13 protein-coding genes are annotated in these 14,717 nt (G+C 36.6%); 10 read left to right on the top strand and 3 right to left on the bottom strand.

Going from position 1 to position 14,717, the window contains the following annotated elements:
* The 6 genes from LKL37_RS09525 (at position 1) to LKL37_RS09500 (ending at position 7,156) form a co-directional block, all read left to right on the top strand.
* Positions 1 to 783 carry a fatty acid desaturase gene (locus LKL37_RS09525; RefSeq protein WP_431610317.1) on the top strand — a complete coding sequence of 261 codons (783 nt, stop codon included), beginning with the start codon at positions 1 to 3 and terminating at the stop codon, positions 781 to 783.
* 3 nt (positions 784 to 786) lie between these two features.
* On the top strand, positions 787 to 1,263 hold the full coding sequence (locus tag LKL37_RS09520; protein ID WP_431610316.1) for an SRPBCC family protein: 477 nt from the start codon (positions 787 to 789) through the stop codon (positions 1,261 to 1,263).
* An 18-nt stretch (positions 1,264 to 1,281) separates the two neighbouring features.
* Positions 1,282 to 1,986: a YqjF family protein gene (locus LKL37_RS09515; protein WP_431610315.1), complete on the top strand. Its 705-nt coding sequence runs from the start codon at positions 1,282 to 1,284 to the stop codon at positions 1,984 to 1,986.
* A gap of 111 nt (positions 1,987 to 2,097) precedes the next feature.
* Positions 2,098 to 2,997, top strand: coding sequence for a TIGR01777 family oxidoreductase (locus LKL37_RS09510; protein WP_431610314.1), 900 nt, complete (start codon positions 2,098 to 2,100; stop codon positions 2,995 to 2,997).
* Positions 2,998 to 3,047: 50 nt separating this feature from the next.
* Positions 3,048 to 4,493 carry an alpha-L-fucosidase gene (locus LKL37_RS09505; RefSeq protein ID WP_431610313.1) on the top strand — a complete coding sequence of 482 codons (1,446 nt, stop codon included), beginning with the start codon at positions 3,048 to 3,050 and terminating at the stop codon, positions 4,491 to 4,493.
* Positions 4,493 to 7,156, top strand: a complete 2,664-nt coding sequence (locus LKL37_RS09500) for a glycoside hydrolase family 3 N-terminal domain-containing protein (RefSeq protein WP_431610312.1) — start codon at positions 4,493 to 4,495, stop codon at positions 7,154 to 7,156. Before LKL37_RS09505 ends, LKL37_RS09500 begins: the two co-directional genes overlap by 1 nt.
* On the opposite strand, the gene LKL37_RS09495 is transcribed toward LKL37_RS09500, so the two are convergent.
* Together LKL37_RS09495 and LKL37_RS09490 are read right to left on the bottom strand one after the other, a co-directional pair.
* Positions 7,098 to 8,090 (bottom strand): hypothetical protein, encoded by a 993-nt coding sequence (locus LKL37_RS09495; RefSeq protein ID WP_431610311.1) that lies wholly within the window; start codon positions 8,088 to 8,090, stop codon positions 7,098 to 7,100. The genes LKL37_RS09500 and LKL37_RS09495 overlap by 59 nt on opposite strands.
* Before the next feature lie 124 nt (positions 8,091 to 8,214).
* The gene (locus tag LKL37_RS09490) at positions 8,215 to 8,601 is read right to left on the bottom strand and encodes a hypothetical protein (RefSeq protein ID WP_431610310.1); all 387 of its coding nucleotides are present in this window, start codon (positions 8,599 to 8,601) and stop codon (positions 8,215 to 8,217) included.
* 180 nt (positions 8,602 to 8,781) lie between these two features.
* Between LKL37_RS09490 and LKL37_RS09485 the strand changes: the two genes are divergently transcribed.
* The 3 genes from LKL37_RS09485 to LKL37_RS09475 all read left to right on the top strand — a co-directional run bounded on the left by LKL37_RS09485 (position 8,782) and on the right by LKL37_RS09475 (position 11,720).
* Positions 8,782 to 9,045 carry a hypothetical protein gene (locus LKL37_RS09485; protein ID WP_105680809.1) on the top strand — a complete coding sequence of 88 codons (264 nt, stop codon included), beginning with the start codon at positions 8,782 to 8,784 and terminating at the stop codon, positions 9,043 to 9,045.
* A 228-nt stretch (positions 9,046 to 9,273) separates the two neighbouring features.
* Positions 9,274 to 10,662: a dihydrolipoyl dehydrogenase gene (gene lpdA / locus LKL37_RS09480; RefSeq protein ID WP_047378183.1), complete on the top strand. Its 1,389-nt coding sequence runs from the start codon at positions 9,274 to 9,276 to the stop codon at positions 10,660 to 10,662.
* A gap of 257 nt (positions 10,663 to 10,919) precedes the next feature.
* Positions 10,920 to 11,720 carry a patatin-like phospholipase family protein gene (locus LKL37_RS09475; RefSeq protein WP_431610309.1) on the top strand — a complete coding sequence of 267 codons (801 nt, stop codon included), beginning with the start codon at positions 10,920 to 10,922 and terminating at the stop codon, positions 11,718 to 11,720.
* Positions 11,721 to 11,848: 128 nt separating this feature from the next.
* Here LKL37_RS09475 and LKL37_RS09470 read toward each other — a convergent pair whose 3' ends face one another.
* On the bottom strand, positions 11,849 to 12,286 hold the full coding sequence (locus LKL37_RS09470) for a hypothetical protein (protein WP_431610308.1): 438 nt from the start codon (positions 12,284 to 12,286) through the stop codon (positions 11,849 to 11,851).
* A 448-nt stretch (positions 12,287 to 12,734) separates the two neighbouring features.
* Between LKL37_RS09470 and LKL37_RS09465 the strand changes: the two genes are divergently transcribed.
* Positions 12,735 to 14,672: an SPFH domain-containing protein gene (locus LKL37_RS09465; protein WP_431610307.1), complete on the top strand. Its 1,938-nt coding sequence runs from the start codon at positions 12,735 to 12,737 to the stop codon at positions 14,670 to 14,672.
* The last annotated feature ends 45 nt before the right edge of the window (positions 14,673 to 14,717 follow it).

The raw sequence follows: 14,717 nt of genomic DNA, 5'->3' as shown, positions 1-14,717 counted from the left end.
ATGAATCATCTTGAAATTATCAGAGCAATAGAGTGGAAAGACCTAAAGAAACTCTCTCTAAAGGAAATGCTGATTGAAAACAACATCAGCCTGCCATGGTTTTTTATTTCTATATTTTTAGCCCATAAAGGATATTATGCATTAGCGCTGCCATTTTCAGGGTTTTACTTTCTTACAGCATTGAGACAGGTGCATAACGGCTTTCATAATTCTTTAGGAACAGGAAAAAGATTAACATGGCTGTCTTTATATCTTAACAGTCTTACCATGATCGCTTCCATCCATGCTGTAAAATTCAATCATATAAGACATCATAAATTCTGTCTTTCGGAAGAAGATTACGAAGGCAAATCAGCTTCTATGAAATGGTATCAGGCCATTATGTATGGACCTAAACATATGTTTCTCATTCATTGGATTACTTTTAAAAAAGCGAATAAGACATATCAGAAAAATATGCTTCTGGAACTGGCATCTATAGCCATCATTATAACCATTGTCTTTTATTTTCAGGTTCATTTTCTGATGTATCATGTATTGATCATGGTTTTTGGAGAATTTCTGATGGCATTCTTTGCTGTATGGACGGTTCATCATGATACTCAGGGTCACCCGGATATGGCAAGGACACAACGTGGATTCTGGAAGAATAAATTGAGCTTCAGTATGTTTTATCACATGGAACATCACCTTTTTCCGGCAGTGCCCACCATAAAACTTCCGAAGCTTGCGGAGAGAATAGATAATGCTTTACCGGAATTAAATAAAAAACAAACCTTTTAAAAAATGTCAACAATCTATTTAAACACAGTCATCAAAGCAGATATTCACTATGTCTTTGATCTGGCAAGGAATATTGATCTGCATCAGCAGTCTACCTCAAAATCCCATGAAAAAGCAATTGCAGGACGCACCTCAGGACTGATTGAAGAAAATGAAACCGTGACCTGGCGTGCAAAACATCTGGGAGTCTACCAAAACCTCACTACAAAAATTGTCAGCATGGAAAAACCGCTTCAGTTCATTGATGTGATGCAGAAAGGAGCTTTCAAATCTATGCGTCACAGGCATATTTTCAAAACGGTAAACGGGAAAACACTCATGACCGATATTTTTGAATTCGAATCTCCGCTGGGCATCATTGGAAAATTATTTAATGTCATTTTTCTTACCGGATATCTCAGAAAGTTTCTGCTCAAAAGAAACGAAATGATCAAAACGATTGCAGAATCTTCTACCCATGACGGAATAGCCATTTTTTAATCCAAAAAATACACAATTATGAATTTTGTACAAGCAGAATGGCGAAAACTGGCCATCATCAATTACGAAATCAATCCTGATATTTTACTGCCATACCTGCCAAAAGGGACAGAACTTGATTTTTACGAAGGCAAATGCTATGTAAGTCTGGTCGGGTTTATGTTTTTAAATACTAAATTATTAGGACTGCCAATCCCTTTTCACCGGAATTTCGAAGAAGTAAATCTAAGATTTTATGTAAAGAAAAAAGAAAACGGAATCTGGAAAAGAGGAGTGGTATTCATCAAAGAGATTGTTCCCAAGCCTGCATTAAGCCTGGTAGCAAATTCCATATACAAGGAAAACTATCATACTATGCCGATGAAAAATCAGATTCATGAAAAAGAAGATGAACTGCTGATCCGGTATTCCTGGAAAGATAAAAGCTGGCATTCCATTCAGGTTACGGCAGAAAATACACCAAAACCAATGGAGGACAACTCAGAATTTGAATTTATTACGGAACACTATTTTGGCTTTACAAAAAAAGAAAATACAACCTCCGAATACGAAGTATGCCACCCAAAATGGGACTGTTACCCTGTAAAAGAGCACTATTTGGAAATTGATTTTCAAAAGATCTATGGAAATGATTTCGAATGCCTGAATCACCAGCAACCCATTTCTGTAATGTTGGCCGAAGGTTCAGAAATTCAGGTCAAAACCAAGAAATACATCAGCTGAAAAGTGAAGAGATTAAAAAACATCTTGCTCTATTCATAAACATCTGTAAAAATCTGTGTCATCTGTGGTTAAACCTTAAACCTTGAACTCAAAACTTTAAACTTCAAAACAATGAAAATAATCATAGCCGGAGGTTCCGGATTTCTCGGCGAAAACTTAGAAAAATATTTTACAGAAAAAGGAAATCAAGTCTACATCCTTACCCGTAATCCTCAACGTAAAAACGAAATCTATTGGGATGCCCAAACTATAGGCGAATGGAAAAGCAGTCTTGAAAAAGCAGATGTTCTCATCAACCTTACAGGAAAATCTGTCGATTGCCGCTATCATGAGAAAAATAAAAATGAAATCTACTCCTCAAGAATCGACAGCACAAGAATATTACAGAAAGCGGTAGATCTTTGTTCTGAAAAACCAAAAGTTTGGCTGAATGCCAGCTCCGCAACTATTTATGTTCATTCTGAAAAACATCTCAATACAGAAGAAAACGGAGTTATCGGAGATGACTTTTCTATGAATATCTGTAAGAGCTGGGAAAAAGAATTTTTTAAAGTTAAAAATGAAAAAATACGAAAAGTTGCTCTTCGAACTTCTATTGTTTTAGGGAAAAATGGAGGAGCTTTTCCAAAGCTGAAAATGATTACAAAACTAGGCTTAGGAGGAAAGCAAGGAAGAGGAAATCAGATGGTAAGCTGGATTCATATTGATGATTTCTGCAAAGCAGTAGAATGGATTATTCAGAATGAAACTATTTCAGGAACTATTAATATAACTGCTCCAGAGCCTGTTTCCAATGAAAATATGATGAAAAAACTTCGAAAGAAACTGAAAATTCCATTTGGATTGAATGCTCCTGTGTGGCAGCTGGAAGTTGCATCAGTATTCCTGAATACAGAAACGGAATTACTCTTAAAAAGCAGAAACGTTTATCCTGAAAAACTCATTAAAAACGAATTTCAGTTTACCTATCCAGAATTTGATGACGCAATTCTTAATCTCTTGGAAGCCTAATGTTTGCGGGTTTCCCAAAGGATAATTAAATTAGCGGAAAACTATTCCATATGCCGGTTACATCCAAAGTAAAACCCCTTTTTCTTTCATACTTTTTGATAAGTTCAATAGCATTTTCGCAGGCTCATAATGTGTCTGACGGCTATCAGAAGCCTACAGATCCCTTGGTTACCCAAAATCTGGAGCAGTGGCAGGATATGAAATTCGGGCTGTTTATGCATTGGGGAACCTACAGCCAATGGGGAATTGTAGAAAGCTGGAGTTTATGTCCTGAAGACGAATCATGGACGCAGAGAAAACCTGAGCACGGAAAATCTTACTACGAATATGTGAAAAACTATGAAAATCTTCAGACTACTTTCAATCCGACACAGTTCAATCCGCAAAAATGGGCTGATGCCGTAAAAAAAGCCGGAATGAAGTATGTTGTTTTTACGACCAAACATCATGATGGTTTTGCTATGTTTAATACCCAACAGTCGGATTATAAAATCACTTCTCCCAAAACACCATTTTCAAAAAATCCAAAATCCGACGTGACGAAAGAAATTTTCAATACATTCAGAAAAGAAGGATTTAAAATAGGAGCTTACTTTTCAAAACCTGACTGGCATTCTGATAACTATTGGTGGCCTTACTTTCCACCCAAAGACAGAAATGTAAACTATGATCCGAAGAAATATCCGGAAAGATGGGAGAACTTTAAAAAATTCACTTTCAATCAGCTGAATGAGATTACTTCCAATTATGGGAAAATTGATATTCTTTGGCTAGATGGAGGATGGGTGCGTCCTTTTCACACCATAGATCCTAAAGTTGAATGGCAGCGTACCATCAAAGTAGAACAGGATATCGATATGGACAAGATTGGAACGATGGCCAGAAAAAATCAGCCCGGAATTATCATTGTAGACCGTACTGTTCCTGGCAAGTGGGAAAACTATGTTACTCCTGAGCAGGCAGTTCCGGAACACGCACTTTCCATCCCTTGGGAAAGCTGCATCACGATGGGAGATTCCTTTTCCTATGTTCCGAATGACAACTACAAAACTTCTCAAAAGATCATTGAAACATTGGTCAAAATCATTTCAAGAGGTGGAAATTATCTTATGAATATTGCTCCCGGACCTAATGGAGATTATGATCCAATAGTCTATGAAAGATTACAGCAGATTTCCGGCTGGATGGATAAAAATCAGTCAGGTGTTTTTGCAACCAGAAGTATTGCTCCCTACCACGAAGGAAATTTTTATTATACGCAAAGCAAAGATGGAAAAACAGTGAATATTTTTCATTTAAATGAAAAAACAAATTATGAGTCTCCATCAACATTAAGTTTTACAATTCCTGATAATTTTAAACCAAGATCTTTGAAAATTTTAGGGTTATCAAACAAAATTCAATGGAAGAAATCAGGGGAAAATACACTTGAAATCAAATTACCTGAAGAAAGGAAAAACCTGAAATATGCTACCGTAATTCAAATCGTTCAATAATGAGATCTATTAGCTTTAAACTTACTGGAGTCGCATTACTGTTGAATGTTGGGATTACTTTTGCTCAAAAACCTTTATATAAAGACCCCAAACAACCCATTGAAACGAGAGTTCAGGATCTGTTGAAGAGAATGACTCCGGAAGAAAAATTCTGGCAGTGTTTCATGATTCCCGGAGATTTGGATAACGTTCCGAAAGACCAATATTCCCATGGGATTTTTGGATTACAGGTAAGCGCAGTAAATCAGGGAGGTGGAGCAGCAGGACAATTATTGAAATATAATGCCAATGAAGATGCGGAAAGACTGGTGAAGAAAATCAATGACATTCAAAAATATTTCATAGAAGAATCAAGATTGGGAATTCCCATTATTCCTTTTGATGAAGCCTTGCACGGATTGGTTCGGGAGGGAGCTACGGCCTTTCCTCAGGCAATTGGTCTGGCCGCCACTTTTAATCCGGAATTGATGACAAAAGTTTCAGCGGCGATTGCAACAGAGTCAAAACTGAGAGGAATTCGCCAGATTCTGACACCAGTGGTCAATCTTGCAAACGACGTGAGATGGGGAAGAACAGAAGAAACCTATGGTGAAGATCGCTTTTTGACATCCGTAATGGGAGTCAGCTTTGTCAGTTCATTTGAAAATTTGGGGATTATTACCACCCCTAAACACTTTTTAGCGAATGTGGGTGAGGGAGGAAGAGATTCGTATCCGATTCATTGGAGTAAAAGATACCTTGAGGAAACTCATTTAATTCCTTTTCACAATGCTTTTACAAAAGGAAAAAGCCGATCGGTGATGACTTCCTATAACTTACTCGATGGAAGACCTTCAACTGCAAACCATTGGCTGTTAACAGAAAAATTAAAAAATGACTGGAACTTCAAAGGCTTCGTGATCAGCGATGCAAGTGCAGTTGGTGGAGCGAATGTGCTTCATTTCACAGCAAAAGATTATGATGATGCCTCTGCACAAGCAATCAATGCCGGGCTTGACGTGATTTTTCAGACAGAATACAAACATTATGAGCTTTTTATACCACCATTTTTGGATGGAAGAATATCGAAAGAAAGAATTGATGATGCCGTTTCAAGAGTATTGAGAGCCAAATTTGAGCTCGGATTATTTGAAAATCCTTATGTTTCGGCTAAGGAAATTGAAGAATTAAAGAAATTGAATCATAAATCTTTAGCAGAAAAAGCAGCTTCAGAATCTTTCGTTTTGCTGCAGAACAATAATAACACACTTCCTGTTTCTGAGAATATAAAAAAGATTCTGGTAGTGGGTACAGATGCTGCAGACGCCAGATTAGGCGGCTATTCCGGGCCTGGAAATAAGAAAATAAATATTATTGATGGACTTAAAAATTATGCCAGGAATAAAGGAGTTGAAATCATGTACTCAAAAGGTATTGACTGGAATGTAAAAGATTTTACCACCATTCCAAATGAATATTTGTCCTCAGACAACAAAAATGGATTAAAAGGAAGCTATTTTTCTAATACAGATTTAAAAGGAAACCCAGCCTTCGAAAGACAGGATGAACAGCTTAATTTCAAATGGACCTTATATTCTCCCGATCCTGAAAAACTTCAGCCCGATCAATACAGTGTCCGCTGGACAGGGAAATTAGAAGCGCCGGAATCAGGGAAATACCAATTGGGGTTACGAGGAAATGATGGTTTCAGATTATATCTCGACGGGAAATTAGTCATTGATCAATGGGAAAAACTGAGCTATTCCACAAAAACGGTTGCTGTAGATTTCGTAAAAGGAAAAAAATATGATCTTAAGATTGAATTTCATGAAAACCGCGGTGAAGCCAATCTGGAACTGATCTGGAACTATGGTTTGCATGATTATCAGAAAGATTTTAAAGAAGCTTTAGATCTTGCTCAAAAAGCAGACTATATCATTATTGCAGCCGGAATTCATGAAGGAGAATTTCAGGATCGTTCATCTCTCAGCCTGCCAGGAAATCAGGAATCATTTATTCATGAAGTTTCAACATTGAATAAACCCACAGCAGTTGTTTTGGTTGGAGGTTCAGCTATAAAAACAACAGCCTGGAAAGATAAAGTTGGAGCCATCTTAGACATCTGGTATCCTGGTGAAGAAGGCGGAAATGCGGTTGCAAAAACACTCTTTGGTACTGAAAATCCATCTGGAAAATTACCCATCACCTTTCCTGTTGAAGAAGGCCAGTTACCTTTAATTTATAATCACCATCCAACGGGCAGAGGAAACGATTACCATGACTTGAGTGGTGAACCACTGTATCCGTTTGGTTTCGGATTAAGTTACACTACCTTTGAAATTTCAGATTTACAGTTGAATAAAGCTCAATATTCCGAACATGACACCATTATTGCCAAAGTAAATATAAAAAATACAGGTTCAAGGGCAGGAAGTGAAGTGGTTCAACTCTACGTGAAAGACCTGTTAGCCTCTGTTTCAAGACCCATTATTGAGCTTAAAGGATTTCAGAAAATAGAATTACAGCCTGGAGAATCAAGATCAGTCATCATCGAAGTTCCAGTAAAACAATTACAGTTTTTAAATGAAAAAATGAAATGGGTAGTTGAAAAAGGAACATACAGAATCATGGTCGGAAATTCATCAAAAAACCTTTCTTTAAAACAAAATATTGAAATATTATAACAATAAAAAGAGCAGAAAAATCTGCTCTTTTTTGTATATGTTGTAAGAATCTGTAGTATTTTCTGGCCAAAAGAACATTCAGTAAGAAAGTTCCTGTCCAGTTACTGTTATTGGATCCGTTATTTCCCATAAAATCAACACGTGCTACAGACACTGTAAGTCTGGTTCTTCCGGCAGTACCATTATTGGCAAGACTTACAAACGAAGCAGTAAATACATCCGGGAAACTGGAGTTGTTTCCTGCGGTAAGAATTGGATACATATTAGTAACATTAAACGGCGTACCCTGATATTCATAAACAAGGGTCATTCTACTGGCATTGGTATAGAGCGAAGTATGAGCATTGTCTACAGATGCTTTACTTACAATCCACCATCTGTCAGTCGCAGAACCAGAGTCATAGGCAGGATTAAAATGGTTAGTCCAGTCTGCAATAGCTGTAGTTCCTAAGGCGTGTGGAGGAATAAAAAGCTGTGTACCATAAATCTCTACGTTGCTGGGTTTAGGAAGAACCGTAAAAGATAAATCCCATGTTCCTCCCGTGGTATTACTATTATTTACCACTTCTGCATAAGCTCCTGTAGGAATTACAAAAGAAGCAACCGGAGTATTATCAATCCTTAATGTATTACCACTGGAAGCCTGTAATGTAATTGCATTCGGAGATATATTTTTGATTTTATAAATTCTACCAGTGAAGCTTGTTGTTCCCGTTCCAATGACAGGAAGGGTGAATGTGGCATCAGCTGTTCCGTTATAAGTAATATAATGATCAGTTGACAAAATGTTATATGCAGTGGCAGTGATTTGAGTGTATCCAGCCCTTAATGAACCATTGATGGCAAGAGTACTGTTTGGAGTTAGGGTATTAATACCTACTTGTGCAGATAAGGGTAAAGCTCCAAATAAAAGAATTGAGATGTATTTTTTCATATTTAATAAAATTGGTTTCAAGCAAAAATAAAAAAAATATGATGCAAAATTCACCTATTGAAGAATAATTTATATGTTTTTAATACTAATAATACAATATGTTGTCAAATAATTAAATGAATTTTTAAACTAATCTGCAAGGGACTTCCAGATCTTCAGTAAGATAGTAGCTGCAACATAGTCTGTGATACCCATCTGCAATAATGAGCTCATGCTCACCTCTTACCAGCAGGATAGGAGAAAGTTTCTTGTTTTTTTCTACTTTTTTCAGGTTTTCTTTTACATGAATATTGGTTTCCGGAAGCAAAGCAAGCTTACTGGCTCTTAAGATGTCTTTTGACTTTTTGGTAATAGTAGGAGCGGTCTTAAGTTTTTCAACCATTTTTTTGGCTTCATCCGGTTCGAAAAGGAGTTCCAGATAATCCTGTGCTGCGGGAAAATCGTGATCTTCCGGTTCTTTCATCCAGATGCTGTCTTTAGTTTGATTGTTTTTTTTCGTGGAAGTCTTCATAAACGCTTATTTAAAGGATAAATAAATGTATGAAAAATAGAGCATCTTTTAATATTACATTGTGTTTTTTACGGGTTATAAAAAAATATTGGTATGATATATGCAAGATTGATAATGAACCGGAATGAATTTAATTAAATGATATTGAATTAATTGAAATCATTCAAAAATATGAACATTATGAAAAAGTTATTAATTTCAACAGTACTGTTACTAGGTTTATCCATGAATGTTTCTGCACAGAAACATCCACCCGTTCCTCCACATCCTTCAAAAAGTGAGTTGGTGAATATTAAAATGCAGGAGCTCACCAAAAAATACAATACAGAAAAAAAATTGATCCTTAATCACCCTCTTGCTACCAAACAGATGAAGAGAGATCAGATGAAAGCCTTAAATCAAAGATATGCGACTGAAAAACGATTACTTAGACAGGCAAAATAATACAGAATTTTTGCGGTAATTAAAACAGGAAATGCCGTTTTTCACCTATTGAACTTTGAGAAGTTTTCAATGTAAAAGAAAATTTATTGAAAGAGAATGCGTTTTGTGTTCTCTTTCTTTGTTTAAAATTTAATGAAAATAGCTTTATTGATGCATTTTAAGATCAGTTTGCAGAAACATGAAACATCCAATATTTTTCCTTAAATTCGCATAAAAATTTTTAAAGTAATGAATTACGATATTATTGTCATTGGAAGTGGTCCTGGTGGATATGTTACTGCGATCAGAGCAGCGCAATTAGGTTTCAAAACCGCAATTATCGAGAAAGAAAATTTAGGGGGAATCTGCCTTAACTGGGGATGTATTCCAACTAAAGCTTTATTGAAATCTGCTCAGGTTTTTCATTATATCAACCATGCTGAAGATTATGGTTTGAATAAAGTGGAGGCAAGCTTTGAATTCCCGAATGTAATTCAGAGAAGCCGTGGTGTTGCCAGCAAAATGAGCAAAGGAATCGAATTCTTGATGAAAAAGAATAAGATTGACGTAATTCTTGGTACTGCAAAAGTACAGAAAGGTAAAAAAGTTTCTGTTACAGATAAAGAAGGTAAAGTAACTGAATATACAGGTACTCACATCATTATTGCAACTGGAGCTCGTTCAAGAGAATTACCAAACTTGCCACAGGATGGTAAAAAAGTAATCGGATACAGACAGGCATTATCTCTTCCTGAGCAGCCAAAATCTATGATCGTTGTAGGTTCTGGAGCTATTGGGGTAGAATTTGCTGACTTCTATAACACAATGGGAACTAAAGTAACTGTTGTTGAATTTATGCCAAACATCGTACCTGTAGAAGACGAAGAAATCTCTAAACACTTAGAGAAATCTCTGAAAAAGACAGGAATTGAGATCATGACCAACGCTTCTGTAGAAAGTGTTGATACAAGCGGTGAAGGAGTAAAAGCTACCGTAAAAACAGCTAACGGAAACATCACTCTTGAAGCTGATATCTTATTATCTGCTGTAGGTATTGCTGCTAATATCGAGAACATCGGATTAGAAGAAGTAGGAATCCAGACAGATAAAGGAAGAGTATTGGTCAACGAATGGTACGAAACTTCAGTACCTGGTTACTATGCCATCGGAGATATTATCCCAACTCAGGCATTGGCTCACGTTGCTTCTGCAGAAGGAATCACTTGCGTTGAGAAAATCAAAGGAATGCACGTTGAAAAAATCGACTATGGCAATATCCCTGGATGTACTTACTGCCACCCTGAAGTTGCTTCTGTAGGTCTTACTGAAAAGCAGGCTAAAGAAAAAGGATACGAAATCAAAGTGGGTAAATTCCCTCTTTCTGCAAGTGGTAAAGCTACTGCAAACGGAAATACAGACGGATTTATCAAAGTAATCTTTGATGCTAAATACGGTGAGTGGTTAGGATGCCACATGATTGGTGAAGGAGTAACAGATATGGTTGCTGAAGCTGTTGTTGCCAGAAAATTAGAAACTACTGGTCACGAGATCATCAAATCTATCCACCCGCACCCAACAGTTTCTGAAGCGATTATGGAAGCTGCTGCTGCTGCTTACGGTGAAGTGATTCACATCTAATCTGAAATACAGAAATCTATATAAAAAAAGCCTGGAGAAATCCAGGCTTTTTTTTGATGTAGAGTATAAATATGCGTAAATTAAACCTAACAGGTTTCAAAAACCTGTTAGGTTTATTGCTTATGATCTGTTTTCCTTAAAAGGTTTCTGATTAAATTTTAGCTTGTATACAATGGATTTTCTTAAAATAATTTTAAAATTAGCATATTTATAAAAATTAACTTAATTATTTCAGGCTGTTTCCTTACATTTATTCAATGAATTTTGAGAGAGTAGGACTTGTTTTATCAGGAGGCGGTACCAAAGGAATCGCTCATGCAGGAGTATTAAAATTCTTACAGGAAAAAGGTATTGAAATTGATATCCTTTCCTGCTGCAGCGCCGGATCTATTGTAGGCTGTCTTCATGCCATAGGAAAAACTCCTGAAGAAATCCTGGAATTTTTCAATTCTGTGTATTTTTTCAATTGGAAACACTTTACGTTCAATCAACCGGGGCTTGTTTCTTCGGTAATTTTCAGGAACTATCTGAAACCTATTTTTCATGAAATGAAATTAGGTGATCTGGATATAGAAGTGAAAATTGTAGCCACAGAGCTTGTTGCCGGAACCCAGAAAATTTTTGATAAAGATTTTGAAATTGTGGATGCCATTATCGCATCATGCTCCATTCCCGGAATCACCACACCTTATATCATGGGTGATGAAATGTATTGTGATGGAGGGGTACTGAATAATTTCCCGGCAGATATCATTAGGGAGGATTGTGATAAGCTGATCGGTGTATTTGTCTCTCCGCCCAACGAAGCGAAGATTAAAGATCTGAATTCCATTAAAGCAATTGTTTCCCGTTCTTACGATCTGCTTTCCTACAGGATAGAAAAAGTAAAATTTGAGTACTGCGACTGGTTTATTTCTTCCCAAAAACTATCTTCCTACGGAACTTTTGAACGTAGAAAAGACAGATTGGAAGAGATCTTTAATATCGGTTACAAAGCAGCAAAAGAAAGCTATGAAGAAAGCTCTTTTTTTACAGAATTAAAACAATCCGGAACATAAAAAATCCCGCATCAGAATGCAGGATTTTTATTTTATAAGAAAGGAAAGTAATTTTGAGTTCTTAAATGGTAGTTATAGAAAGGCAATAACAACTTCCGTCTCAATCCTCCATCTTCCCGCCTTTATACTTAATTTTTAACAACATATCCGTCCTGACGAACGATTTCTTGGTCATTAACATCATTTACAACCAGTGTATAAGGTGCTTTTTTCGCAGAATCTGTAAGGTAATTTCTCCAGATCTGGTAGCTGTGTCCCTCATTGTTGAAATTAATATAATAGTTTCCTCCTGAACCATCAGGAATCAGTTCACCATCACTGATGATCATGCTTGGTTTTGCTGTAATCTTTGCATTGGCATTCCAGGACTGGTAAAGATATTTGCCATTCGGCTGTTTATCGATTCTGATCTTAAACTTCTTCGTTTTAATAATAACCGTTTTGGGTACCTGCTGAAGGGCAGAAGAGGTTATAAAACGGTCTGTTTTGGGATTGGGAACTTCTTTGGCGTAAACGAAAGAAAACTGAGCTAAGCAGAAAGTTCCTAATAAAATATGCTTTATCATATTAAATATTTATGGGTTGATATTTTAGATTCTATCAAATATAACGCCATTTTTCAATTTAAAATATGAATATACTATACAAAAAATGGAATTTTCGAAACTGCTTGATATTTGATTTTAGAAAATAATAATATTGATTTTCAGTTGATTATTGTTTTTTTCTGTAAAAAATTGCCAGTTTCTGAAACAACTGAATACTTTTCTTATGTACATTTGTACCATCAAAGGATCTCGTTCCTTTATTATCAAAATGAAACTAATTAACTTTAAGTTTTTTCTATTAAAAGTATCAGAAATCATCTTCACGATTTTTAATACATCTCCTCCGGCAACTTCTTAATTTTTTCGAAAGAATTATCATATAATTCGTACTCTGGTTTCTCATATTCAGAAGAACCAGAGCACAATCCCTGTTTTCAAATTTAATCAAAAAACAAAAAAACAAATTATGGAATTAGCTTTTCATGGCTGGATGGTTCCGGCCGTAATTGCGCTTTTGTGCGTGATTTTTTACAAATTCATTTTAAGAATTTTCTTTGGATTGATCATTGTTCCCCAGGACAAAATAGGATTGGTTACCAAAAAATTCGTGTTGGTAGGCAAGCAGGAACTTCCGGAAGGAAGGATCATTGCAACCAACGGAGAAGCGGGCTTTCAGGCTCAGACATTAGCTCCGGGAGTCTATTTTGGAAAATGGATATGGCAGTATTCTATCGATTTTCAACCTTTTATAGTGATTCCGACTGGTCAAATAGGTCTGTTATTGGCAAAAGATGGTGTAGAACTGGAAACCGGAAGGATTTTAGCGAGAAAAGTGGACTGTGATTCTTTTCAGGATGCTGAAGCTTTCTTAAAAAACGGAGGAAGAAAGGGCCGCCAGACAGCAATTATTGCACCTGGATCGTATAGGATCAATACGTTGTTGTTTGAAATAGAATTAACGGATATGACCCAGATTCCTGATAATGCAGTGGGTATTATCACAACAATGGAGGGAAGTCCTTTAGAAGAAGGTCAGATTGCGGGTAAAATTATCAATGATCATAATAAGTTTCAGGATGTTGATACTTTTTTAAATAGCGGGGGATATAAAGGTCTTCAGGAGCAGGTAATCCTTGCGGGTTCTTATTTTCTGAATCCCTGGTTCACGAAAGTTGAAATGGTGAAAATGACGGAAATCCCGATAGGTCATGTTGGAGTCATTATCAGCTATGTAGGAGAAGAAGGAAAAGATTTGAGTGGTGTTGATTTTAAACATGGAAATATTGTTGAGAAAGGGCATAAAGGAGTTTGGTCTGAGCCTATTGGTCCCGGAAAATATCCGATTAATCCTTACATTATGAAGGTTGAGCTTGTTCCTACCACCAATTTAGTATTGAACTGGGCTTATGAAAGAAGCGAATCTCACCAACTCGATAAAAATCTTTCAACCATTACGGTACGAAGTAAAGATGGTTTCCCTTTCAACCTTGATGTTTCGCAAATCATTCATATTCCTACTTATGAAGCTCCAAAAGTGATAGCGCGTTTTGGAAATATGATTAATCTTGTGAGTCAGGTTTTAGAGCCAACCATTGGAAATTATTTCAGAAACTCGGCACAGGACAGTGATGTGATTGCATTTTTAGGAACCCGAAAAGAAAGACAGCAATCGGCAAAAGACCATATCAGCAGTGTTTTGGAACAATATAATGTCAACGCTGTTGATACTTTGATTGGAGCGATTGTTCCTCCGGAAAGTTTAATGAAAACTTTAACGGACAGAAAATTGGCCGAAGAACAGAAAATTACTTATGAAACTGAAATGCTGGCTCAGGAAACACGTCAGGCTTTGGAAAAAGAAACGGCTGTTGCAGATATGCAGAAAGAAATTGTAAAAGCGGATCAGGGCGTTATTATTGCGGAAAGAATTGCTGATGCATCAGTGAAAAAGGCAACCGGAGACGCCAACTCTGTAAGGCTGCAGGCGAATGCGGAAGGAGACCGATTGAAACTTCTGGCAACAGGTGAAGCAGAGAAAACAAGACTTCTTGCAAAAGCTGAATCAGAAAAGATCGAATTACTGGCAAAAGCAAGTGCTGAACAAATTTCATTAACGGGTAATGCTGAAGCGGAAAAGATTCTGGCCATCGGTAAATCTAATGCAGAATCCTACAAACTCTCCGTAGAAGCAATGGGTGGAAATAACTTTACTCAACTGAAAATCATGGAAAATATAGCAAGTCAGAATGTAAGAATAATGCCTGAAGTATTAATCGGGGGAAGCGGAGATTCGGCCAATGGAGGAATCAGTGGACTTTTAGGACTTCAGCTGTTGGAACAGATTCAGAAGAAAAATGTGGAAACGGTTTCTATAATTGAAGAAAAACCGGATAACAATTCTTAAACTACAGCACCTGTAGGATATATAATTAAAAACTAAAAAAATCGC

Origin of the sequence: Chryseobacterium sp. 'Rf worker isolate 10', from assembly GCF_050753305.1 — a bacterium.
GTDB lineage: Bacteria > Bacteroidota > Bacteroidia > Flavobacteriales > Weeksellaceae > Chryseobacterium.
Note: the sequence above shows the minus strand (reverse complement) of the source record. Positions and strands in the feature narration are given on the sequence as shown.